This is a genomic window from Micromonospora sp. NPDC053740 (assembly GCF_040677775.1).
GTDB classification, from domain to species: Bacteria; Actinomycetota; Actinomycetes; order Mycobacteriales; family Micromonosporaceae; genus Micromonospora; species Micromonospora alfalfae.
The window spans coordinates 1-20,614 of sequence record NZ_JBFASO010000001.1 but is presented as its reverse complement, the minus strand read 5'-3'; the positions used below and the strand labels follow the sequence as shown (position 1 = coordinate 20,614).

General features: G+C 70.5%; 17 protein-coding genes. 9 read left to right on the top strand and 8 right to left on the bottom strand.

Going from position 1 to position 20,614, the window contains the following annotated elements:
- Positions 1-30: 30 nt before the first annotated feature.
- Positions 31-3,102: a S8 family serine peptidase gene (locus AB0K35_RS00085; protein WP_363882344.1), complete on the top strand. Its 3,072-nt coding sequence runs from the start codon at positions 31-33 to the stop codon at positions 3,100-3,102.
- Between the two features lie 429 nt (positions 3,103-3,531).
- On the opposite strand, the gene AB0K35_RS00080 is transcribed toward AB0K35_RS00085, so the two are convergent.
- Positions 3,532-4,176, bottom strand: a complete 645-nt coding sequence (locus AB0K35_RS00080; protein WP_363882341.1) for an alpha/beta hydrolase — start codon at positions 4,174-4,176, stop codon at positions 3,532-3,534.
- Between the two features lie 198 nt (positions 4,177-4,374).
- Here AB0K35_RS00080 and AB0K35_RS00075 point away from each other — a divergent pair, with 198 nt between their 5' ends.
- Positions 4,375-4,830 carry a nuclear transport factor 2 family protein gene (locus AB0K35_RS00075; protein WP_363882338.1) on the top strand — a complete coding sequence of 152 codons (456 nt, stop codon included), beginning with the start codon at positions 4,375-4,377 and terminating at the stop codon, positions 4,828-4,830.
- 77 nt (positions 4,831-4,907) lie between these two features.
- Here the strand turns inward: AB0K35_RS00075 and AB0K35_RS00070 are convergent, their stop codons facing one another.
- The gene (locus AB0K35_RS00070) at positions 4,908-8,369 is read right to left on the bottom strand and encodes a ThuA domain-containing protein (RefSeq protein ID WP_363882335.1); all 3,462 of its coding nucleotides are present in this window, start codon (positions 8,367-8,369) and stop codon (positions 4,908-4,910) included.
- Positions 8,370-8,604: 235 nt separating this feature from the next.
- Between AB0K35_RS00070 and AB0K35_RS00065 the strand changes: the two genes are divergently transcribed.
- Entirely contained in the window at positions 8,605-9,447 is an 843-nt protein-coding gene (locus AB0K35_RS00065; RefSeq protein WP_363883741.1) for an SAM-dependent methyltransferase, read from the top strand.
- A 127-nt stretch (positions 9,448-9,574) separates the two neighbouring features.
- Here AB0K35_RS00065 and AB0K35_RS00060 read toward each other — a convergent pair whose 3' ends face one another.
- Entirely contained in the window at positions 9,575-10,702 is a 1,128-nt protein-coding gene (locus AB0K35_RS00060; RefSeq protein ID WP_363882332.1) for an FAD-dependent monooxygenase, read from the bottom strand.
- 49 nt (positions 10,703-10,751) lie between these two features.
- Here AB0K35_RS00060 and AB0K35_RS00055 point away from each other — a divergent pair, with 49 nt between their 5' ends.
- The gene (locus tag AB0K35_RS00055) at positions 10,752-11,450 is read left to right on the top strand and encodes a TetR/AcrR family transcriptional regulator C-terminal domain-containing protein (protein ID WP_363882329.1); all 699 of its coding nucleotides are present in this window, start codon (positions 10,752-10,754) and stop codon (positions 11,448-11,450) included.
- Between the two features lie 108 nt (positions 11,451-11,558).
- A complete protein-coding gene (locus AB0K35_RS00050; RefSeq protein WP_363882326.1) occupies positions 11,559-12,377 on the top strand; it encodes a hypothetical protein in 819 nt (272 codons plus the stop codon).
- Positions 12,378-12,410: 33 nt separating this feature from the next.
- On the opposite strand, the gene AB0K35_RS00045 is transcribed toward AB0K35_RS00050, so the two are convergent.
- Complete coding sequence (locus tag AB0K35_RS00045; RefSeq protein WP_363882324.1) at positions 12,411-13,964, bottom strand: NAD(P)/FAD-dependent oxidoreductase; 1,554 nt, start codon at positions 13,962-13,964, stop codon at positions 12,411-12,413.
- A gap of 176 nt (positions 13,965-14,140) precedes the next feature.
- On the opposite strand from AB0K35_RS00045, the gene AB0K35_RS00040 reads away from it, so the two are divergent.
- The 4 genes from AB0K35_RS00040 to AB0K35_RS00025 all read left to right on the top strand — a co-directional run bounded on the left by AB0K35_RS00040 (position 14,141) and on the right by AB0K35_RS00025 (position 16,939).
- Entirely contained in the window at positions 14,141-15,367 is a 1,227-nt protein-coding gene (locus tag AB0K35_RS00040) for a hypothetical protein (protein ID WP_238669186.1), read from the top strand.
- A 34-nt stretch (positions 15,368-15,401) separates the two neighbouring features.
- A complete protein-coding gene (locus tag AB0K35_RS00035) occupies positions 15,402-15,842 on the top strand; it encodes a hypothetical protein (RefSeq protein ID WP_363882321.1) in 441 nt (146 codons plus the stop codon).
- 81 nt (positions 15,843-15,923) lie between these two features.
- Positions 15,924-16,496, top strand: coding sequence for a GNAT family protein (locus AB0K35_RS00030; protein ID WP_363882318.1), 573 nt, complete (start codon positions 15,924-15,926; stop codon positions 16,494-16,496).
- Positions 16,497-16,525: 29 nt separating this feature from the next.
- Positions 16,526-16,939 (top strand): type II toxin-antitoxin system Phd/YefM family antitoxin, encoded by a 414-nt coding sequence (locus tag AB0K35_RS00025; protein ID WP_238669189.1) that lies wholly within the window; start codon positions 16,526-16,528, stop codon positions 16,937-16,939.
- 198 nt (positions 16,940-17,137) lie between these two features.
- Here the strand turns inward: AB0K35_RS00025 and AB0K35_RS00020 are convergent, their stop codons facing one another.
- The 4 genes from AB0K35_RS00020 to AB0K35_RS00005 all read right to left on the bottom strand — a co-directional run bounded on the left by AB0K35_RS00020 (position 17,138) and on the right by AB0K35_RS00005 (position 20,317).
- Positions 17,138-18,205 carry an ABC transporter ATP-binding protein gene (locus tag AB0K35_RS00020; RefSeq protein WP_363882315.1) on the bottom strand — a complete coding sequence of 356 codons (1,068 nt, stop codon included), beginning with the start codon at positions 18,203-18,205 and terminating at the stop codon, positions 17,138-17,140.
- Entirely contained in the window at positions 18,202-18,972 is a 771-nt protein-coding gene (locus AB0K35_RS00015; protein ID WP_363882312.1) for an ABC transporter permease, read from the bottom strand. The genes AB0K35_RS00020 and AB0K35_RS00015 overlap by 4 nt, the downstream gene beginning before the upstream one ends.
- Before the next feature lie 62 nt (positions 18,973-19,034).
- Positions 19,035-19,826, bottom strand: coding sequence for a molybdate ABC transporter substrate-binding protein (gene modA, locus AB0K35_RS00010; RefSeq protein ID WP_363883739.1), 792 nt, complete (start codon positions 19,824-19,826; stop codon positions 19,035-19,037).
- A gap of 68 nt (positions 19,827-19,894) precedes the next feature.
- Positions 19,895-20,317: a TOBE domain-containing protein gene (locus tag AB0K35_RS00005; RefSeq protein WP_238669192.1), complete on the bottom strand. Its 423-nt coding sequence runs from the start codon at positions 20,315-20,317 to the stop codon at positions 19,895-19,897.
- Between the last annotated feature and the right edge of the window lie 297 nt (positions 20,318-20,614).

The window sequence follows — 20,614 nt, the reverse complement described above, 5'->3', positions numbered from 1 at the left end:
CTCCACAAGGGAGCAACCGAAAGGAGCCTCGTGGCTACAGGCACGAGCGGAAACAGGCTGCGAAGACTGGCGATACCTACGCTGGTCGTCGCCCTGATCACCGGTACCACCGGTGTGGCGGGAACGGCGTTGGCGGCACCCTCGGGGTCGCCGGGTAACGGCAGTGGCGCCGGCTACTTCACCGCCGGGTCAGACCGGAAGGTCACCCTGACCGACGGGGCCGACCGTCGACCCGGCGGCAACCGTGCGTCCACGCCGAAGGCAGCCGTCGACGAGACCGGCTCCGGCATGTACGTCGTCGAACTGGCCGAAGACCCGTTGACCACGTACACCGGTGGGGTGTCCGGTCTGGCCCGGACCCGCCCGGCGGCGGGTAACCGGCTGGACGTGACGTCGACGCCGTCGCAGGCGTACCGCCGGCACCTCGACACGCAGCGGGGCGCGGTCGCCGCCGCGGCCGGGATCACTGTCAACGCCGTCTACACCACCGCCTTCAACGGGTTCTCGGCGAAGCTGACCGCCCAGCAGGTGAGCACGTTGCGGGCGGACAAGCGCGTTCGCGCCGTCACCGCCTCGCGGGCCCTCGGCACCCCCTCGGCGCCGCCCACCGCTACCAAGGCGACCGCCGCCAACCCGACGCCCGCCACCCCCAGTGACGCGGAGCGGTCGGCGCCCACGGACCGCTCCGGCCGGCCGGCCAAGCCCGGCCCCGGCACGGGCGCCGGCATGGTGATCGGCGTCCTGGACACCGGCATCTGGCCGGAGAGCGCGTCGTTCGCCAAGAAGATGCCCCCTCCCGCGAACTGGCACGGCACCTGCCAGACCGGTGTGGCCTTCGTGGCCGAGCACTGCAACGGCAAGATCGTCGGTGCCCGGTACTTCGCCGACTCGTGGCTCGCCGGCGGTGGCTCGGTGCCCGAGGGCGAGTTCCTGTCCCCCCGCGACGCATCCGGGCACGGCACCCACACCGCCTCCACGGCGGCCGGTCTGCCGATTGCGAACGTCACGATCGACGGACGCCGCTTCGGTCCCGTCTCCGGCGTTGCGCCGGATGCTCAGATCGCCGTCTACAAGGTGCTCTGGGGTGGCATGGGCTACGACGCCGACATCATCGCCGGCATCGACGCGGCCGTCGCCGACGGCGTGCAGGTGCTCAACTTCTCGATCGGCTCGCAGCTCGGCGACTGGGAGGCCAACACCCCCATCGGCATCGCCTTCCTCAACGCCACCCTGTCCGGGGTGTTCGTGGCGGCGTCGGCCGGCAACACCGGCATCGTGAGTGGAGCCATCAGCAACGCGGCGCCCTGGGTGACCACTGTCGGCGCTGCCGTGACCAAGCTCGACGAGGCCACCGCCAAGCTGGGCGACGGCACGAAGCTGGTCGGCGGCTCGCTGGACGCTCTGCCCGGCGGTGGCGCACTGCCGCTGGTCTTCGGTGAACAGGCCGGCTCGCCGGATCTGGGCGCTGTCTACTGCGAGCCCGGCAGCCTCGACCCCGCCAAGATCAAGGGCAAGGTGGTCGCCTGCGCGCTGTCCGACATGTTCGGCTCCGCCGCCGAGATCAAGGCCAAGGGCGGGGCGGCGATGATGGTGTTCGACCCGGTCGGCAACTACCGGATCAACTCCATCTTCAACTTCCCGGTGGTCTACCTGCCGACCGAGAAGCAGGCCGGCACGCTGTTCAACTACCTGATGCGCCACCCCACCGACGCCACCGTCTCGCTGCGCACCGGTGGTGACGGCTCCAGCGTCCCGGGCATACCGAGCGTGGCGGACTTCTCCTCCACCGGCCCGGACAAGGTGACCCTCGGCGTCTTCAAGCCGGACCTGGTCGCGCCCGGGTCGAACATCATCGCCGCGGTCTCACCGGTGGGCAACTTCGGGCGACAGTACGACGCGTACTCCGGCACCTCGATGGCCTCGCCGTACGTGGCCGGGGCCGCGGCGGTCCTGCGCGCCGCGCACCCGGACTGGTCACCCGGCGCGGTCGCCTCCGCGCTGCGCACCACAGCCACCGACACCGTCGGCACCAGCAGCCCCCTGGAGCAGGGCAGCGGCTTCATCAATCTGCCCCGGGCCACCGACCCGGGACTGGTCATCGAGCCCACGGCCGCCGAGCTGATCGAGTTCGGCGAGACGACCGAACCCGACGGCAAGGCACTCAACCTGCCGGCCATCTCGTTGCGCGAGTACGACGGGACCCGGCCGGTGACCATCACCCGCACCCTGACCAATGTGGGCAAGGCGCGCGAGACCTACCGTTCGTCGGTGTCCGGCCTGCCCGGCATGAAGGTCACCGTGTCGCCGGCATCGGTGACCCTGGCGCCCGGGAAGTCCGCGACGGTCACCATCACGCTGCGTCGGGGCAGCGCGCCCTGGGACCGGTACGTGACCGGGTCGATCACCTGGCAGGGTAAGGCGCACAGCGCCCGGATCCCGGTCGCCGCCCGTCCGTGGGGCATCTCGGCCCGGCCGTACGCGGACGACGGCGAGGAGTTCGCCCGGATGAGCAACGGCGCCTTCGGCATGGTCCAGCCGGGCTTCACCGGCCCGCTCACCGGTCGCAGCACCGGTTACACCCCGATGCGGCGCACGTCGTACTCGATGCCGGCCGGCGTCTACGGGGGCGTGTTCGACCCGAGCGCCACCGGAGTGAAGAAGGTCGACTTCACGGTGCCGGCGAACACCGCCGGCATTGTCGTCGAGGCCAACACCGCTGATCCGAACACGAACCTCGATCTGTACCTGTACAAGGGCGACACCCTCGTCTACAGCAGTGACAGGTACTGGACCAGCGCCGAGCAGGCGTACAAGTTCCTGCCCGAGCCGGGGCGCTACACCGCGTACGTGTTCGCACAGTACCCCGGTGGTCCCGTCGTCGACTTCGAGCTGGGCCACGCCGTCATCGGCCGCAACGCCACGTATTCGGGTGCCACCCTCACGCTGCCCTCCACCTCGGAGCGCGGTCAGGGCTTCAACTTCACGCTGAAGCCGAACAAGCCGCTGGCCGAGGGTGACTTCTGGGCGTACACCGAATACCGCACCAACGGCACCGTGGTCCCCGGCAACCTCGTCTACACCCAACAGAGTTCCTGGCAGTAACCGTTCAACGGAACTGTGGGGCGGTGCCGAGCGCACCGCCCCACAGTTCGCCGTGATCTCCGCGCCGGGACCGCTGCTCGCGCCGCTGACCGGAGCGCGCTTGCCAGCAAGCCGCAGATCCATGATCTTCCCCCGTCACGTGGGAAACGCCGCGCCGGTGCTCGGCGCGCTTCACCCGCCGGCTTCCCGGTCAGCGGACCGACGACCCTAACGTCGTCCGGTGCGTGACGGCGCTGTTGTCGCCGCGCCGTCCACCGCAGCAGTCGCAGCTCGTGTGCCCGGTACTGCAGGACGATCTGGCCGACCGAGTCGACCGGCTGTTCGAGCAACCAACGGTCGTGGACCCACGCCCGAAGGCGCGCGTCTGCGAGGGCCGACCAGCCCGCTGAGGTGCCCGAAGGATCGGACGGTGCCGCCGTGGCCACGCCCTCAGGGCAGCGGGTACGCGGTGAGACGGTCGGCGAGTTGCTTCGGGTGGCTGAGCGGAACCGTGTGGCCGCCGTCGATCTCGTCCGGGACGACGCCGAGGCGGTCGGCGGCAACCCGCCGTTGGAAGTCCGCCGGGAAGAACTGGTCCTCGCGTGCGAGGAGCACCGTCGTCGGCACGTCTGGCCAGGCGTCCAGGGGCCACGGCTCGTCGCCCTCCGCGCTGACCTGGTCCCGGTTGTGTGCCGCTGCCTCCGCGATGATCTCGGCCGGGACACCGTTGTAGAACTGCTGCTCCTCACTGAGCCCTTCGGCGCTGCGGTAACCGGTGTTGGCCCACCAGTCACCGGGCCGCTCACCGGGCTTGGGGACCATCGGTGTGAGCAGGACGAGCAGCCGCACCGGCAGCTTGTCGGCAATGAGCGGCGCGGTGAACGCACCGTACGAATGCCCGACGACCACGAGGTCGCTCCGATCGCCGATCGCGTCGACGACGGTCCGGCAGAACTCGGCGAACCCCGCGGAGCTGTCCTCGATCGGCAGTTCCGGTACCACCACGTCGTGGCCCCGGCTGGTCAGCTCGGGGACAAGGAGATGCCAGTCCCAGGCGCTGCCCCCACCGCCGTGGATCAGAACGAAAGTCGCCATGCCTCGTAGCCTCACACACAGGTCCGACACGCGCCCTCCGTCGGTGACGATGCAATGGATACGGGCGAGGAAAACGCTTCGGGACAGTCAGATCGAGGCTGAGGTCAGTAGGGTGCCGTCGTTGGGGAACCAGCCACCCCCGGAGGTAGGTCTCGGCGTGGCTCAGGTGACATCTACCGATCGCGAAGGAAGCCCGGCATGAGCAGCCCACGCGAAACTTTCCTCCGACTGGTGAACGGTGTCTGCGACGGTCCGTACGACGACCTGGCCGACCTGTACGCCGAACAGACCCATGTCACGCATCCGTTCCACCCGCTCAACCCGCCGCCGCTGCGGAGCCGCAACGAACTGCACGAGCACTTCACCTCGCCGCCTCCGGTCGCTCGGACGCTGGTCCGTAAGCCAGTCGACGTGACAGTTCACGAGACTGTGGACCCGGAGGTGATTGTTGCCGAGTTCGCCTATCAGGGGCGGGTTGCCGAGACTGGCGATGCGTTCACGGTGCCCTGCGTCTTCGTGATGCGTATCCGCGACGGGCTCATCATCGAGTCCAGGGATTACATCGACCCCATCGCCAGCGCGCGGGCCTGGGGTCAACTCGACAGTCTCCTGACCGCACTGCGTCCGCAAGACGCACCCCCATCGAGGGCGTGACCGGACCTTGATTCGCGCCCGACCCTCCGCTTGGTGGCACCGGCGGGCGGGACGCTCCCGCCCGCCGGCGACCGGGGTCAGCTGACAGTGATGGTCAGGTTGAGCGAGCGGGTCTCCCCGCTGGTGTAGGTGACAGTCACCCGGGCGGTGAAGGTCCCCTTGCGGGGATAGGCATGGGTGGTCGACCGCAGTGTCGCCCCGTGTGTGATGGCGCTGTTGTCGCCGAAGTCCCACGCGTAGTCGGTGATGCTCTGCCCGGACGGCGCTGCCGCGGTGGCGGTGAGCGTGGTGGTCAGCGGTGCGGCGCCGCCGGTCGGGTTGGCGGCCAGGGATAACGTCCCGCCCGGCTCCTGTTTGACCCCGGCGCCGTTGAACCGCAGCCAGTCCAGGGCGAGCAGGTCCGGTGTGCCATTGACCTGGGCGGCGTTGACGAACTTCGCGTACAGGGTGGTCGTGCCGGTGGGCTTGTTGGTCAGCGTGACGGTGGGCGAGACCAGGTTGTCCCATCCGCCGGTGGAGCCGATGGTGGCAGTGCCGATCAGCGTGCCGGTGGGCGAGCCGGTGCGCAGTTCGATGGTGCCGCCGAGCCCGCCGTTGGTCACCCCGAGCGTCACCGAGCCGACGTTGCGCAGGTCCGCCGGACCGAACGCCACCCAGTCGTTGTGGTCGACCTCGCCGAGCCGCTTTCCGGCGCGGGCGGTGGCCCGGTCGTTGACAGTGACGCCGGACTGGGCGCTGAAGTGCTCGGCCTCCTTGCTCTTGGGCTGCAACTGGACGCGGGTCGAGCCGGTCAGCGCCGGTGCGCCGGCCGCGCCACCGTCGGTGTACTGCGCGGTGATCAGCGTGTAGAGGTTCTGCCCTGGCCCGTGGCCGTCACCGGCGTCCGCCTCGGTGGCGAGCAGCCCGGAGCAGCCGGTGTAGACGTCCAGCGGGTGGGCGTGCGAGTCGTGGCCGAGCTGCGTCTGCACTGTCACCTTGGCGCAGTCGATGCTGGTCTCCTCCGGGTCGGTGACCGTCACCGTGTACGGGATCTTGTCGCCGAAGTCGAAGAACCCGCCGTCGGGCACGCTGATGGTCACCGTCGGTCGGGTGTTGCCGACCACCACGTCGGTGACAGCGGTGGCGGTCAACCCGTTGCCGCTGTTGCGGACGGTCAGCCGGGCGGTGTGCTTGCCGGCCGTCGAGTAGGTGTGGCTCGGGTTGGCGGCGGTGGAGTCGGTGCTGCCGTCGTTTGTGAAGTCCCAGGCGTAGCTGAGCGCCGACCCGTCACCGGCGGACGACCCGGCCGAGGAGAACGTCACAGCGAGCGGCGTACGTCCGCTGTCCGGGCTGGCGGCGATCTTCGCGGTCGGTGGCCGCCCGTTGGCGACGTAGTCGATCCGGTAGATGCCCGCGCCGGCGTTGCTGCCGCCGCGACCGCTGCCGGTGCCCTCGCCGAAGTCGATGACGTAGAGCGAACCGTCCGGGCCGAACTCCGCCTCGAAGGGCTGGATCCAGCTCATGTTGTCGAAGATCCCGTTGATCGACTGGAGGTCACCCACCGCGGTCGGGCCGAAGCGCGCGTTGCTGAAGGTCTGCGCCGTCTTGTGGATCGACAGCGTCTTGAACCACCTGCGGGTCAGCTCATAGGTGATCCACTTGCCCTCGAAGTACTCCGGGAACTTCGTCGTGCGGGTGTTGGCCGGGTCGTAGTCGTAGACCGGGCCGCTCATCGGCCCGCCACCGCCGGTGCCCAGCTCGGGGAACTGGGTGGAGGCGGAGTACGCGTACCAGACCAGCGCGGACCTCGCCGCCGGTAGGTTGGTCAGGCCGGTGTTGTTTGGTGAGTTGTTCACCGGTGCGGCGCAGTTGAACTTCGCCCCCGAGGTGTTGGTGGCGAAGTTGTAGTCGTTGAACGGGATGTTGTTGCCCACGCAGTACGGCCATCCGAAGTTGCCGGCGCCGGTGATCCGGTTGAACTCGACAGTCCCCTCCGGACCACGGGTGGGGTCGGCGGCGCGGGCGTCCGGACCGTAGTCGGCCACCAGCACCGCGTTGGTCTGCGGTTCGATGGTGATCCGGAACGGGTTGCGCATGCCCATCGCGTAGATCTCCGGCCGGGTCCTCGCGGTGCCGGCCGGGAAGAGGTTGCCGCTGGGCACTGTGTACGTACCGTCGGATTGTGGGGTGATCCGCAGGATCTTGCCGCGCAGGTCGTTGGTGTTGCCGGCGGTGCCCTGGGCGTCCCAGGCGGCGCGGCGCGCGCGTTCGTCGACAGGGGTGTAGCCGCTGGAGGCGAACGGGTCGGTGTTGTCACCGATCGCGGCGTAGAGCCGTCCGGTGGCGTCCATGGCCAGCGACCCGCCCATGTGCGAGTTGGCCCGACCCTCACCCCGGTAGGTGGGGATGGCCAGCAGGCGTTTCTCCGAGGAGAGCGCGACGCTGTTGTTGGCGACGGTGAACCGGGACAGGTTGAGCTGTTTGAGGGTCTTGTCCGACCAGAGCAGGTAGATCCAGCCGTTGCTGGCGAAGTTGCGGTCCAGGGTCATCCCGAGCAGCCCGTCGGACTGGTCGGTCATCGCCGAGGTGTACGCGAAGTCCAGCAGCGTGGTGACCTGCAGGGTGTCGGAGTTGACCACCTTCAGCGCGCCGGTGCGTTGGATGTAGTAGACCTTCCGGTCCGGGCCGACGGCCAGTTCGAAGGGGTCGGCCAGGTTCTCGGTGACCAGCCCCACCCGTTCGAAGTTGCTGGTCCTGGTGGCCGAGCAGTCACCGGCGACCGCGCCGGCCGCCCACTCGATGCCGTAGCGCAGATGCTCCAGGAAGGTCGGGCTGCTGAACTGGGAACTGGCGTGCCCGCCGGCGGTGAACCAGGACCGCCCGCCGTCGTAACGCTGACACCAGGAGTACGCGTGGTCGACGCCCTCGTCCAGGCCGTTGATCCCGTCGCGGACCTTGATCTGGGCGAGGGTGTGCACGTTGCCGGTCGGGTTGGTCCGCCAGTTGTACCACTCCTCGCTCTGCTCCCAGAGCTCGGGCAGGTTACGCGTCGAGGGGTGCGCCCGGTCGAGCACCTTGACCCGGCCGGGGAAGGTGCCGCCGGTGGACGAGAAGTCGGGGTGGTAGTCGAAGATCGTGCCGACCAGGCCCTCGTACCACTGCCAGTCGCGTTCGCTGGCCGAGGCGGCGTGCAGACCGGCCCAGCCGCCGCCGTTGCGGATGAACGTCTGCAACGCGGCCCGCTGGCTGGTGTTGAGCAGGTCGCCCGAGGTCGGGAGGCTGTTGGTGTTGTTGAAGACCAGGGCGTCGAACGTGGCGAGGTTGGCGTCGGTGAACGCCGTCGCGTCGGTGGTGGCGACGACCTCGAAGTTGTGGGCGGTGCCGAGCTGCTGGATCGCGGCGATGCCGGCCGGGATCGAGTCGTGGTAGAAGTTGGTGATCTTGGAGAAGACCAGCACCCGGAAGCGCGGGGCGGCTTCGGCGGGCAGGGCGGTGGTGGTGCTCACCACTGTGGCGATGGCGAGCAGGATCAGGCAGAACGCACGGAGGTGTCGGGGCATGGGGGCGCTCCCTGTCGGACGGTGAGGGGTCGGAAAGCGCTTTCTCGCTGCCCGCATCACGGTACTGACAGCCAGTGACGACCGTCAATAGCCTCAGGTAAGCGGTTTCCCGCTCCGGTGGTGTCCGTATGTCGGTGGGCCCCACAGGGCCACGGGGGCGCCTTAAGATGTCCTCTGGATACGACCGGTGACTCTGCGAATGCAGCGTGTCCCGTCGGCCTGGGGAGGTCTCGTGATGGTGCCGTCCACGTCGGAATTGCCCGAGGGTCGGGGTGCCGACCGGATCGACACCACGACGGTGCATCCGGCTCGCCGCTACAACTACTGGCTGGGCGGCAAGGACAATTTCGCCGTCGACCGGGAGTCCGGCGACCAGATCGCGGCCGTCTACCCGGGGGTGCGCACGCTCGCCCGGGAAAACCGGGCCTTCCTCGGCCGGGCGGTCCGGTTCCTCGCCGAGGAGGTCGGCGTCCGGCAGTTCCTCGACATCGGCACCGGCATCCCGAGCGCCGACAACACCCACGAGGTGGCCCAGTCCGTCGCCCCCGACTCCCGGGTGGTCTACGTCGACAACGACCCGATGGTGCTGGTGCACGCCCGAGCGCTGCTGACCAGCAACCCGGCGGGCATCACGGCCTACCTGGACGCCGACCTGCGCGAGCCGGAGCGGATCCTGGCCGACCCGCAGCTGTCCGCCACGATTGACCTGTCCCGGCCGGTGGCCCTGGTGCTGGTCGCCGTGACGCACTTCCTCACCGACGACGACCGCCCACACGAGCAGGTCGCCCGCCTGCTCGACGCGCTGCCGTCGGGCAGCTGGTTGGCGCTGACCCACTTCACCACCGACTACATCCCCACCGCGATCGTTGAGCGGATGTACGCCGAGTTCGCCTCCGGTCGGATGAAGCAGGACGCCGTGCCCCGCGACCGTGCCGAGTTCGCCCGCTTCTTCACCGGTCTGGAGCTGGCCGAACCGGGCATCGTCCCGGTCACCGAGTGGCGGCCGCGGGTGCCACCGGAGCTGCGTCCACCTCCGGCCGACGCCTCCCTCTACGGCGCGGTGGCCCGCAAGCCCTGACCGGTCCGATCAGGGCTTCGCCACTGGACACCGCGCGTGGGCGGAGCGATCTCTGGTGCGGCAGGTGGTGTGGAAGCCGTCGTCGTCATGGAACGACTGTCGCCAGCCGCGTCGACAGCGCCAGATCTCAGTCTGTGCGTGCGGGTTCCGCCGGTCGGGTGAAGAAGCGAACGATGTCTTCCGCCGCGGTAGGGGACAGCATCATCGCCTGGACGCGTGCGGACATGTCGGCGATCGGGTGAATCCTGCTGAACATCGATTCTTCGTACGCCCGAATCGCCGAATTCGGGTCGGCGGGGTCGGCGGCGAGCTGGCGGGCGAGTTCCGCGGCGTCGAGCATGGCCTGGTTCGCGCCCTCGCCGACCGGTGGCATGAGGTGCGCGGCGTCGCCGATGAGGGTGACGTCCGGCCGGCTGGTCCAGCGCGTACCGATGGGCATCGCCTCGATCAGGCGTGGCGTCGGCGCGCCCTCGGCGGCCTCGATGAGCGCGGTGAGGCGGGGGTTCCAGCCGGCGAACAGGTCCAGCAGGGCCTGCTTACTGCGGTACGAATCCAGGGGTCGGTCCTCCGCGTGCAGCGAGATCCCGACCTGGAGGCTGCCGTCGCCGAGACGTTGCGCTGCCAGGATCTGGTTCACGCCGATACACCACAGGTTCCCGGGGCCGACCAGCTCGGCGAGATCGGGATGCCGGCGGTCGACGTCTACGACGCTCAGCTGCACGAGAGTGGCCACGTAGGACAGTTCGACGTCGGTCAGCAGGGACCGGACGACTGAGCGCGCGCCGTCCGCGCCGATGAGGATGTCGCAGCTGGCTCGTTGACCGTCGTGGAACGTCAGGTCCCAGCCCTCGGCGGGTCGGTGGGTCGCCGCGACGAGCCGGTGCCGCCAGGCAACCGTGTCGTCGGGGAGGGAGTCGAGCAAAAGATCACGTAGTGCGCCCCGGTCGATCTCGGGACGTCCGGAGAACGAGCCAGGGTGCGGCACGTGGTGCACCAGGGTGCGTCCGGTCGGGTCGAGGATGCGATGTTCCTCGCCGTCGGGCCGCGCCTTAGACCGGAACCGGCCGGCGAGACCCGCCTCGGCCAGGGCCAGTTGCCCGGACTCCGGGTGTAGATCGAGGGCACCGCCCTGGGGGCGCGCGGATCGGCTCGCTTCCCGGTCGTACACCAACGCGTCGATGCCGTGTCGGTGCAGGATCCGAGCCAGCGTCAACCCGCCGAGTCCGCCACCGGCGATCGCAATTCGCGTTCTCACGGCACTACCGTACACTGTATTGGTGGATACACCGTACGGTAGGAAGCCGGTGCCCGTCTGGGAGCGGCCCGAACCTCAGCCGCGGCCGGTGCCGGTGCCGTTGAGCCGCGAGAAGATCGCCGCTACGGCGATCAGGCTTGCCGACGCGCACGGCCTCGACGGGCTGTCATTGCGCAAGATCGCAAAAGAGCTCGGTGTCGGTCCGATGCGGCTCTACGACTATGTGATCAACAAGTCGGAGCTACTCGATCTCATGGTCGACGTCGTCTATGCCCGGATCGCCGAGGTGGGCCAGCGCTCCGGGTGGCGCGACACGGTGCTGGCCGTCGCCCACGCGACCCGCGATGCCGCCCTTGACCATGAGTGGTTCTCCGACCTGCTCGGCGGACGGCCACACCTGGGACCACACGCGCTCGCCGTAGGCGAGGCGACCGCCGCGGCGCTCAGTGCGGCACCCGGCGTGCGTGACATCGACGATCTCCAACGAGCCGTGGGCGCCCTCAACGCCGTCATCATCGGATCGGTCCGCAGAGAGGTCACCGAACGACGCACCGCACGCTCCACCGGCACCGATGAAGCTGCCTTCCAGGCCAGCCTCGGCCCCTACCTCACGCGCATGTTGAAAACCGGCAGGTACCCCACAGTGGCCCGGCTCGTCATCGACGGCGCCCACCTCAACGCCGAGGAGACCTTCAACCACAACCTGACCACCATCCTGGACGGCATTACCCGCGAACGCCCAGCGTGATCCGAAGCGCTGCGACCAGCGGCTCGCCGGCCGGGCGTTTCTCCTGACACCTGCTCGACTGGCCGTACCCACCCAACCGCGACACGAGTCCAGACAGGGAGCCCACGAGTGGACGTCAGCCTGGCGACGAGTTCCGGAAGGGCCGATCGGTCGAACGAGGACTTCGTCGGTGCGGTTCCCGGCGCTGTCGTCCTGCTCGACGGTGCCGGCATTCCGGGAGCCGAGTCACTCTGCTCCCACGGCGTCGCCTGGTACACGCACCGCCTCGGTGGCGCGCTGCTCGGCCAGCTGTCGCGCGGCGACGGGCGAGAGCTCGCCGCGATCCTCGCCACCGCCATCGGCGACATCGCCGCCGAGCACCGCGACACCTGCGACATCGCGGACCCCAGCAGCCCGCAGGCCACCGTCGCGATGGTCCGCGCCCATCGGGACCGCGTGGACTGGCTCCTGCTCGCGGACTCCTTCCTCCTTGTCGACCAGGTCGACGGCGGCCCGCTGGTGATCACCGATGAACGCGAGATGACTGCCCGGCGGGAATGCTCGGCGCCGCTGGCCGGCATTGCTCAGGAAACGCCGGAGTACGACAGTGTGCGCGCCTCCTGCGCCACCGCGCTGCGTGCCCGCCGGAACCAGCCGGGCGGCTACTGGATCGCCAAGGACGACCCGCGCGCGGCGCGGGAAGCGGTGACCGGCAGCCGATCCCTCGCCGACCTGAACGGTGTCGCGTTGCTCAGCAACGGCGCCAGCCGCATCGTCAGCCCGTACGGTCGGACCGACTGGCCGGGCGTGCTGGACCTGCTTCAGACCAGCGGGCCGGCCGGCGTCATCGCCCGCGTCCGGCAGGCCGAGGCGCAGACCACCGGTGGCGCGGATACGCACAGCCCGGACGACGCCACAGTGGCCCACTGCACGCACCTGCCGCGTTGAGCACCCGCCCGTGCCGCGAGAGCGTGCTCGGCTTCACGCGTGAGACGGGGGAGTCGCGACAGGGGCTCGGTCGTCCGACCCCTCCGGCAGGGTGATCGGCGCCGCGATGATCCGGCTGGGCAGCACCGGTGCGTCCCGGCCGGTGCCCCGCCGGCCGTCGCCGCCGGAGGATTCCTCGTGGTAGTCCTGCTCCACGTTGACCGACCAGACGTCGTGCGTAGTCCCGGTGGCGATGTTCTCGGCGGTGAGCATCGCGGTCAGCATCGAGTGGTCCTGGTTGTTGTAGCGGTGCATGCCGTTGCGGCCCACCGGGTGCACGTTCGGCACCGCCTCGGTCAGCCAGGCCCGGATCACGTTTACGTTGTGCTGGTAGCGCTCGTCGTACACCGGGTAGGCCTTGGGCATGCGCACGACGTAGCCGGCCTCCACCACGCCCTGTCGAACCAACCCCAACCGCTCCAGCTCCGCGGTGGCGAGGGCCACGAGGTCGGCATCCGGGGTACGCCACATCTCGTCGTCCTCGAACACGAAGTACTCCAGGCCCAGGCAGGTGCGGCCGTCCTTGACGAGGTACGGCGACCAGGAGCCGAAGTTCTGGATCCGGCCCACCCGTACCCCCGGGTCGTGCACGTAGATCCAGTTGTCAGGGAACGAGAACTCCGCCGGCACGACCAGGGCGACCGTCAGGAAGTCGCGGTAGCGCAGATCGGCCGCGCAGGCCAGCACCTCCGGTGGCGCCGGCGGGTGGAGCGCGGTCACCAGCTCCGAGATCGGCATGGAGGAGATGACATGGTCGGCAGCCTCGGTACGCTGCCCGCCCGCGCCGTTGACAGTCACGCTGATCGCCCGCCGACGTGCCGGGTCGCGGTGCACGGCGGTGACCCAACTGCCTGTGGAAAGTTGCCCGCCCCGCTCGCGGACCTGCTCGGCGCAGCGCTCCCACATCATCCCGGGCCCGTACTTCGGGTACTGGAACTCCTCGATCAGGCTGGTCACGTCGGTACGTCGACGCCGGGGTAGCAGCGCGTTGCGGATCGCCGTGGCCAGCGAGAGGTTCTTGATCCGCTGCGCCGCCCAGTCGGCCTGCAACCGGTCCGCCGGCATACCCCAGACCTTCTCGGTGTACGTCTTGAAGAAGATCGAGTACAGCCGCCAGCCGAACCGGGCCGACACCCAGCCCTCGAAGTGTGACTGGTCCCGTGGCGGGCGCAGCCGGGCCCGGGCGTATGAGCCGAGGCAGCGGGCGGCCTCCGGCAGACCCAGGTTGCGCAGCGCGTTCATGGCGCTGAGCGGGTAGTTGAACAGGGCGCCCCGGTAGAAGATTCGGCTCATCCGGGGCCGGGTCAGGAAGTCCTCGTCCGGCAGGATCTCGTGCCAGAACGCCTCCACCCGGGGCACCTTGGTGAAGAACCGGTGCCCGCCGATGTCGAACCGCCACCCGTCGCGCTCCACTGTCCGACTGATCCCGCCGACCACCTCGTCGGCCTCGAACACCTGCACCGACCGGCCGTACCGGAGCAGTTCGTACGCCGCGGTGAGCCCGGCCGGCCCCGCACCGATGATCACCGTGCCGTTCTGCTCACTCATGCTGACGCGCTCCCTGTTCTCCGCCATGGTCGAGGCGCGGCGTCTACCCGTTCTGCGCAGAATGTCACACTTAGCATTGGTCGGTCCTCGCTTCGGCGGGGCACGCGGCGGCGTACCACGAGAAGAGCGACTCCCCCACGCGGCCGACGGACCGGGGGAGCGGGGAAGCGGGGCGGATGGACCGGTGGCGCAGCGGCGCGGCGACGCTGACCGTCCGGGCGGTCGCGACCGGCCGCGGCGGAGCGCGCCTGGCCCGCCGGGTGCCGGCGCCCTGGCCGTACGTCATCGGCCTGTTCCTCGGCGCGAAACTGCTGCTTACAGTGCTCGGGCTCCTGGTCCTGCACGCCTGGGACGGCGTCCCCGGGGCCCCGCCGGCCGACGAGGCGTTGATGTGGGCGCAACAGCGGGAGATCTCCGGACACCGGTGGATCTCCTTCTGGTTCGCCTGGGACTCGCTGCTCTACCTGCGGCTGAGCGAGCTGCCGCTGACCGGGCCGTGGCGAGACTTCGGATTTCCGCTGCTGTACCCGTTCCTGGCCCGGCCCTTAGGCGCGGTGCTCGGTGGCGACACCGCACTGGCCCTACTGCTGATCAGTAACGTCGCGTTCCTGCTGGCGCTCTGGTACGGCTACCGGCTGGCGGAGCTGCTGCTCGGCGACGCGGACGCGGCCCGCCGGTTCACGCGGTACCTGGTGCTGCTGCCAACCGCGTTCCTGTTCCAGGCCGCGCTGACCGAGTCACTCTTCGTCTGCCTCGCATTGGCCACCTTCTACTACGCCGAGCGACGCCAGTGGCTGCTGGTCGGCGTGATCGGCTACTTCCTGGCGATGAGCCGCTCCGTCGGGCTGCTCGTGGCGCTGCCGCTGGCCCTGGTGCTGCTGCGGCAGCACGACTGGCGACTCGGGCCGCGCGCCCTGCTCGGCTACCTCCGGATCGGCTGGCCGTTGCTGCTGTTACCCGCCGGATGGTTCACCTTCATGGCCTACTGCCGGTGGCGGGGTGGGGACTGGTTCGCCTACCAGCACGCCCAACAGACCGGCTGGGGCATCGAGGTGCAGAACCCCGTACCGGTGCTGCTGAACGGGTTGACCGGGGAGCCGCGCGACGCCGCTCGGGTGTGGTTCGCCGTGGCCGTCCTGGCCGTGCTGGTCGCCGGGTTCCGCCGCCGGGAGCTGGCCTACCTGGTGTACGGCGTCCTCATGGTGCTGGTGCCACTGTCGATGGGCCCGCCGGTGTACAAGAGCCTGCTGCGCTACCTGCTCGCGGCCTTCCCGGTGGCGCTGGTGCTCGCCCGCTGGGCCCGCCACGCCAGCGTCGACGTGTGGCTGACCGCGACGCTCGCCGTGGTGCAGGGCGTGCTGTTCGTACTCTGGCTCAGCTACTGGACCCACATGATCATCTGATTGGCGCTGCCGTCGACCGGGCAACGTGTGGGACATGACCAAGCCACGGGTACGCCTCGACGACCTGGGCGCCTGGCTGATCAAGGGCAACGCGGACCTGGTCGACCTCGCCGCCCGGTTCGCCAGTGAGCCACTGGTGACGAGCTGGTGCGTACGCCCCGGCTACCGGGCGCGGTTGATGCGCGCCGGGCAGCCGGTGGTCTTCTGGGCCAGCGGCAGCCGAGGCCGACTGCCGTACGGGGTGTGGGGCGTCGGGCTGGTCACCGCGGCGGCCGAGCCAGGCGCACCGGGGCAGCCGTGGTCGGTGCCGCTGGATCTGCCCATCCTCGCCGAACCGGACCGGGTATCCCGGCTGCTGTTGCGCGCCGATGACCGGCTCGCCGCCCTGGAGGTGTTCCGTCAGCCGCAGGCCGCCAACCCCTCCTACCTGACCGTGGCCCAGTTCGCCGCTCTGCAGACACACCTGCCGACCTAAGCGTGAGGGCGGCCGTGACCCGACCGAGGTGCCTGTGCGAGCCTGGCTACCCACGTGAGAAGCGCATCGAGTGGAGGCCCGGTGTTCGCCCTGCCGCTGACCGAGGACGTCGAGCTGCGCCCGCTGGAGCCGTGGCGGGCCGAGGAGTTCCTCACCCACCTCGATCGGGCCCGCGAGCACATCCAACCCTGGGTGTCGCCGTCCTTCGTCGCCACCGACCTGCCGTCGGCCCGTGCCGTGTTGCAGCGCTACGCCGACCTCTGGGCCACAGACAGCGGCGGCATCTGGGGGCTGTGGTGGCGGGGCACGCTCGTCGGTGGGGTCATGTTCGTGTCGTTCGACGTGACCCGGGGCGTCTGCGAGGTCGGTTGCTGGGTGGAGCCGGCGGCGCAGGGCAGAGGCATGGTCGCCCCGGCGGTGCGCCGGATCGTCGACTGGGCGGTGCACGAGCGTGGCATCCAGCGGGTGGAGTGGCGCACCAACGCCGACAACACCCGCAGCAAGGCCCTCGCCGACCGGCTCGGCCTGCGCCTCGACGGCACGCTGCGCCAGGTCATCCCCGGACCGCACGGTCGGATCGACATTGAAATCTGGTCGGTGCTGGCTGACGAGTGGTCCGCCCGCCACGCACCGTCCACTGGCGACAGCGAATAGTTGTCATACCTGCGCGGCACCATGCATCCATGGCCGTCCCCGCGCTCACCCCTCATTCCGACCCGCCGCGTTCCGTGCCGCTGCGTGAGGCGCGCACCCGGTTCAGCCAGCTCGTCGCGCTGGCCGAGCTGACCGACGCGGTCACCGTCGTCACCCGCGACGGCGATCCCCGCCCGGTCGCCGCGATCGTCCCCGCCGCAGCCGCCCGCAGCGGCGCCCAGGCCCGCGCCGACGCCGACCGGCTCGCGACCGTCACCGCCGGCTGGGCCCGCCGCCTCGAGGAGCAGCACCGGCGCAGCACCCAGCGGCACGCCGCCGAGCTTGGCGCGGTCCGCGCGGCGCTGGCCGAGGCGTGGGCCGAGCTGGATACCCGGGTCGTCCCGGGCAGCGACCCGACGCTGGCCCGGCTGCGCGCCGCACACGCCGACCTGCTCGCCGGCTGACCCGCGTCCGTGTTCGGGTGGCGTTGGCCGCACCCGCCTCAGCGGGTGCCGTGCCATGCATGTCGTGCCGGCCGACCGGTCCCGAGTTGGCGAGACAACCCGGTCGGCGTCCGCGCGGGCCGGCGGTCGGCGTGGCAGGGGCGGCGGCGACGGACGCGCCGGCCGGGTCCACCCGGTGACGCTGTGGCCGGCTTCGGGTCAGCCGGTGGCCGGGTACGCGTGGGTCTCGGTCGCCTTGACCGCCACCCAGACCTTCTGGCCGGGGACAAGCCGCAGTTGGGCGGCGGCGGCCGGCGTGACGTCGGCGGCCACCCCGATCGGCCCGTCCAGTTGCACCCGCACGTTGTCACCGTGGCGCTGAACGCCGGCCACGGTGCCCGCCCAGGTGTTGCGCGGGCTGCCCTCCGGTCGGGCCGGGTGCAGAGCCACAGCGGCCGGACGGAACGCCACGAACGCTTCGCCGTCCAACCGGTCGGCGACAGTGAGGGTCAGCTCCGGCGACACCCGGACCCCGTGCCCGTCGGCGCGACCCCGGTACAGGTTCAGCCCGACCAGCCGGGCGACGTAGTCGGTGCGCGGGCGGGCGGTGACGCTCGGTCCGTCACCCTCCTGCACGACCCGGCCACCCTCGACGATGACCAGTCGGTCGGCCAACGCCAGCGCGTCCAGCGGGTCGTGGGTGACCAGCACCGTCGCGCCCGCGTGCGCCGACAGGTGCCGGTGCAGCTCCGCGCGGGTGTCCAGCCGGGTGCGGGCGTCCAGCGCGGCGAGCGGCTCGTCCAGCAGCAGCAGCGACGGTGCCACGGCCAGCGCGCGGGCCAGCGCCACCCGCTGGGCCTGACCGCCGGAGAGTTGCCGAGGCCGACGCTGGGCCTGCGCGTCAAGCCCCACCCGGCCCAGCCACTCCCGGGCCGTGGCGCGGGCGGCCCGCCGCTCGACGCCGTGGCGGCGCGGCCCGAAGGCCACATTGTCCAATGCGCTGAGGTGCGGAAAGAGCAGGTAGTCCTGGAACACCACCCCGATCGACCGGCGTTCGGTGGGCACCCAGCCACCGGTCGCCGGGCGGTCCAGGTCGACCTCGTCGAGGGTGACGTGCCCGTCGGTGAGGGGATGCAGCCCGGCCAGCGCCCGCAGCGCCGTGGTCTTGCCGGCGCCGTTCGGGCCGAGCAGCGCCACCACCTCGCCCGGCGCGACCCGCAGCGGCACGTCGAGCCGGAAGACGCCCCGGTCGACGACGAGCCGCGCGTCGAGAAGTCGGTCGCTCATGCGGTGGTCATCCAGCGCTCCCGCAACGCCACCAGGATGCCCACCGACACGACGAGCAGCACCAGGCTGAGCACGATCGCGGACTCCAGGTCCGTCTCCAACGCCAGGTAGACGGCGAGCGGCATGGTCTGCGTCCGACCGGGGTAGTTGCCGGCGAAGGTGATGGTGGCACCGAACTCGCCGAGCGCACGCGCCCAGCAGAGCACCGCCCCGGCGGCCAGCCCGGGCGCCACCAGCGGCAGCGTGACGTGGGTGAAGGTGGTCCACCGGCTGGCGCCCAACGTCGCCGCGGCCTCCTCGTAGCGGTGATCGGCGGCGCGTAGCGCACCCTCCACGGCGATCACCAGGAACGGCATGGCGACGAACGACTCGGCCAGCACCACACCCGTGGTGGTGAAGGGCAGGGTGATACCGAACGTGCTGTCGAGCCAGCCGCCGAGCAGGCCACGCCGGCCGAAGACCAGCAACAACGCCACCCCACCGACCACCGGCGGCAGCACCAGCGGCACGGTGACCAGCGCGCGTACCAGCCGACGGCCGGGAAACTCGACCCGGGCCAGCACCCAGGCGAGCGGCACCCCGAGCAGCAGACAGAGCGCGGTGGCCAGCGTGGCGGTCTGCACCGACAGCCGCAGAGCGGTCAACGCGCCCGGCTCGGTGAGCCGCTCCAGCAGTGTCGTCCACGGTGCCCGGATCAGCAGCCCCGCCAACGGCAGGACGAGGAACAGCAACCCCAGCCCGGCAGGGATCAGCAGCGCCGCCGGCACCCCAACCCGCCGTCGAGACGTGGCCGGGCGAACGCGGGATGCCTTGTGGTCGTGGACCTGCCTCACGGAGCCTGGAACCCCGCCTCGGCGAGGACCGCCTGCGCCTGCGCCGAGCGGACGTACGCGACGAAAGCCCGTGCGCCGTTCGGATTCGGGGCGTCCTTCAACGCGACGATCGGGTAGTCGTTGACTGCCCGCGCCGACTCGGGAAACTCCACGCCTGTCACGTCGGCGCTCGCCGCCCGGGTGTCAGTGCGGTAGACCAGTGCCGCGTCGACCTCGCCGAGCTTCACCTTGGCCAGCGCACCCTTGACGTCCTGTTCCAGTGTGACCGGCGTCAGCGCGACGCCGGCCGCGTCCAGTGCGGTGCGGGCCGCCGCGCCGCAGGGAACCTGACTGGCGCAGAGCGCCACCTTCACACCCGGGCCGGTCAGGTCGGCCAGGCCGGCCACTGCCTTCGGGTTGCCCCGGGGCACCGCGATCACCAGTTGGTTGCGGGCGAAGACACTCGGCGTACCGTCGGCGTCGCCAGCCGCGACGACAGTGGTCATGTTCGCCGGGGCGGCCGAGGCGAACACGTCCGCCGGCGCGCCCTGGGTGATCTGGTTGGCCAGGGCGGAACTGCCGGCGACGTTGAGGGTCACGGAGCTGCCCGGGTTGGCGGCCTCGAAGTCCTTCCCGATGCGGGTGAACGACTCGGTCAGCGAGGCGGCCGCGAACACTGTCACCGGGCCGGTCACCCGCCCGTCCCCACCGCTGCCGGTTGCCCGGCCGTCGCCCGCGCCGCAGCCGGTCACCGCCAGGCCGGCCGCCATCAGGACAGCCACCGCCGTACGCCTGCTCCGCGAGTTCATCCGCCCGACCGTCGCCGCGTCCATCTGACCTACTGACCCCGCGTTCATCTGGCCGACCGTCGCCGCGTTCATCTGGCCGACCGTCCGCGCGCCGGGGCGGGTGCGGCCCGCTCCACCACGACAGTGGTCGACTTGATCACCGCAACTGCCAGCGAACCGACCCGCAGGTCGAGTTCGTCGACGGCCTCCCGGCTCATCAGCGACACGACCCGGAACGGGCCCGCCTGGATGTCGACCTGGGCCATCACCGTGTCCTTACGGACGTCGACGACGATGCCGCGCAACCGGTTACGGGCCGAGGAGAACTCGGCGCCCGCATCCGGGTCGGTGGCTTGAGCGCGAGCGAAGGACGCCAGGTCGACGCCGTCGACGACCCGGTGGCCGTGCTCATCGCGCCCGGCCGTCAGACGCCCGGTGTCCACCCAACGGCGAATGGTGTCGGCGCTGACGCCGAGCAGGTCGGCCGCCTCCCCGATCCGGTACGTCGTCACCCGCTCACCTTAACGCCCGCATTTGCCATGGCGAAAGGCCGAGATGTGCAGCAGTCGCATAGATAAGTGAGTGTCAAGGCCGGCAGTTGCGTCTCCGTTCTCTATCTCAGGATGCCCATGGCTCCCTCGGGCGGGCCGCAAGATCGTGCTCGAACCAGGAAGTAGTGGTATCGGCGCATCGATGAGGCCACTACATCTTGGTTCGAGCACGATCTTGGCGCGGGGCGCGGGGCGCGGGGCGCGGGGCGCGGGGCGCGGGGCGCGGGGCGCGGGGCGCGGGCCGCAAGGCGGGTCGCG

What these genes read in the sequence shown, in the direction of transcription:
- AB0K35_RS00080 (WP_363882341.1), bottom strand. Translation starts at nt 4,176, where the DNA reads ATGGCGACTTTCGTTCTGATCCACGGCGGTGGGGGCAGCGCCTGGGAC.
- AB0K35_RS00075 (WP_363882338.1), top strand. Translation starts at nt 4,375, where the DNA reads ATGAGCAGCCCACGCGAAACTTTCCTCCGACTGGTGAACGGTGTCTGC.
- AB0K35_RS00070 (WP_363882335.1), bottom strand. Translation starts at nt 8,369, where the DNA reads ATGCCCCGACACCTCCGTGCGTTCTGCCTGATCCTGCTCGCCATCGCC.
- AB0K35_RS00065 (WP_363883741.1), top strand. Translation starts at nt 8,605, where the DNA reads ATGGTGCCGTCCACGTCGGAATTGCCCGAGGGTCGGGGTGCCGACCGG.
- AB0K35_RS00045 (WP_363882324.1), bottom strand. Translation starts at nt 13,964, where the DNA reads ATGAGTGAGCAGAACGGCACGGTGATCATCGGTGCGGGGCCGGCCGGG.
- AB0K35_RS00040 (WP_238669186.1), top strand. Translation starts at nt 14,141, where the DNA reads ATGGACCGGTGGCGCAGCGGCGCGGCGACGCTGACCGTCCGGGCGGTC.
- AB0K35_RS00035 (WP_363882321.1), top strand. Translation starts at nt 15,402, where the DNA reads ATGACCAAGCCACGGGTACGCCTCGACGACCTGGGCGCCTGGCTGATC.
- AB0K35_RS00025 (WP_238669189.1), top strand. Translation starts at nt 16,526, where the DNA reads ATGGCCGTCCCCGCGCTCACCCCTCATTCCGACCCGCCGCGTTCCGTG.
- AB0K35_RS00020 (WP_363882315.1), bottom strand. Translation starts at nt 18,205, where the DNA reads ATGAGCGACCGACTTCTCGACGCGCGGCTCGTCGTCGACCGGGGCGTC.
- modA (WP_363883739.1), bottom strand. Translation starts at nt 19,826, where the DNA reads ATGAACTCGCGGAGCAGGCGTACGGCGGTGGCTGTCCTGATGGCGGCC.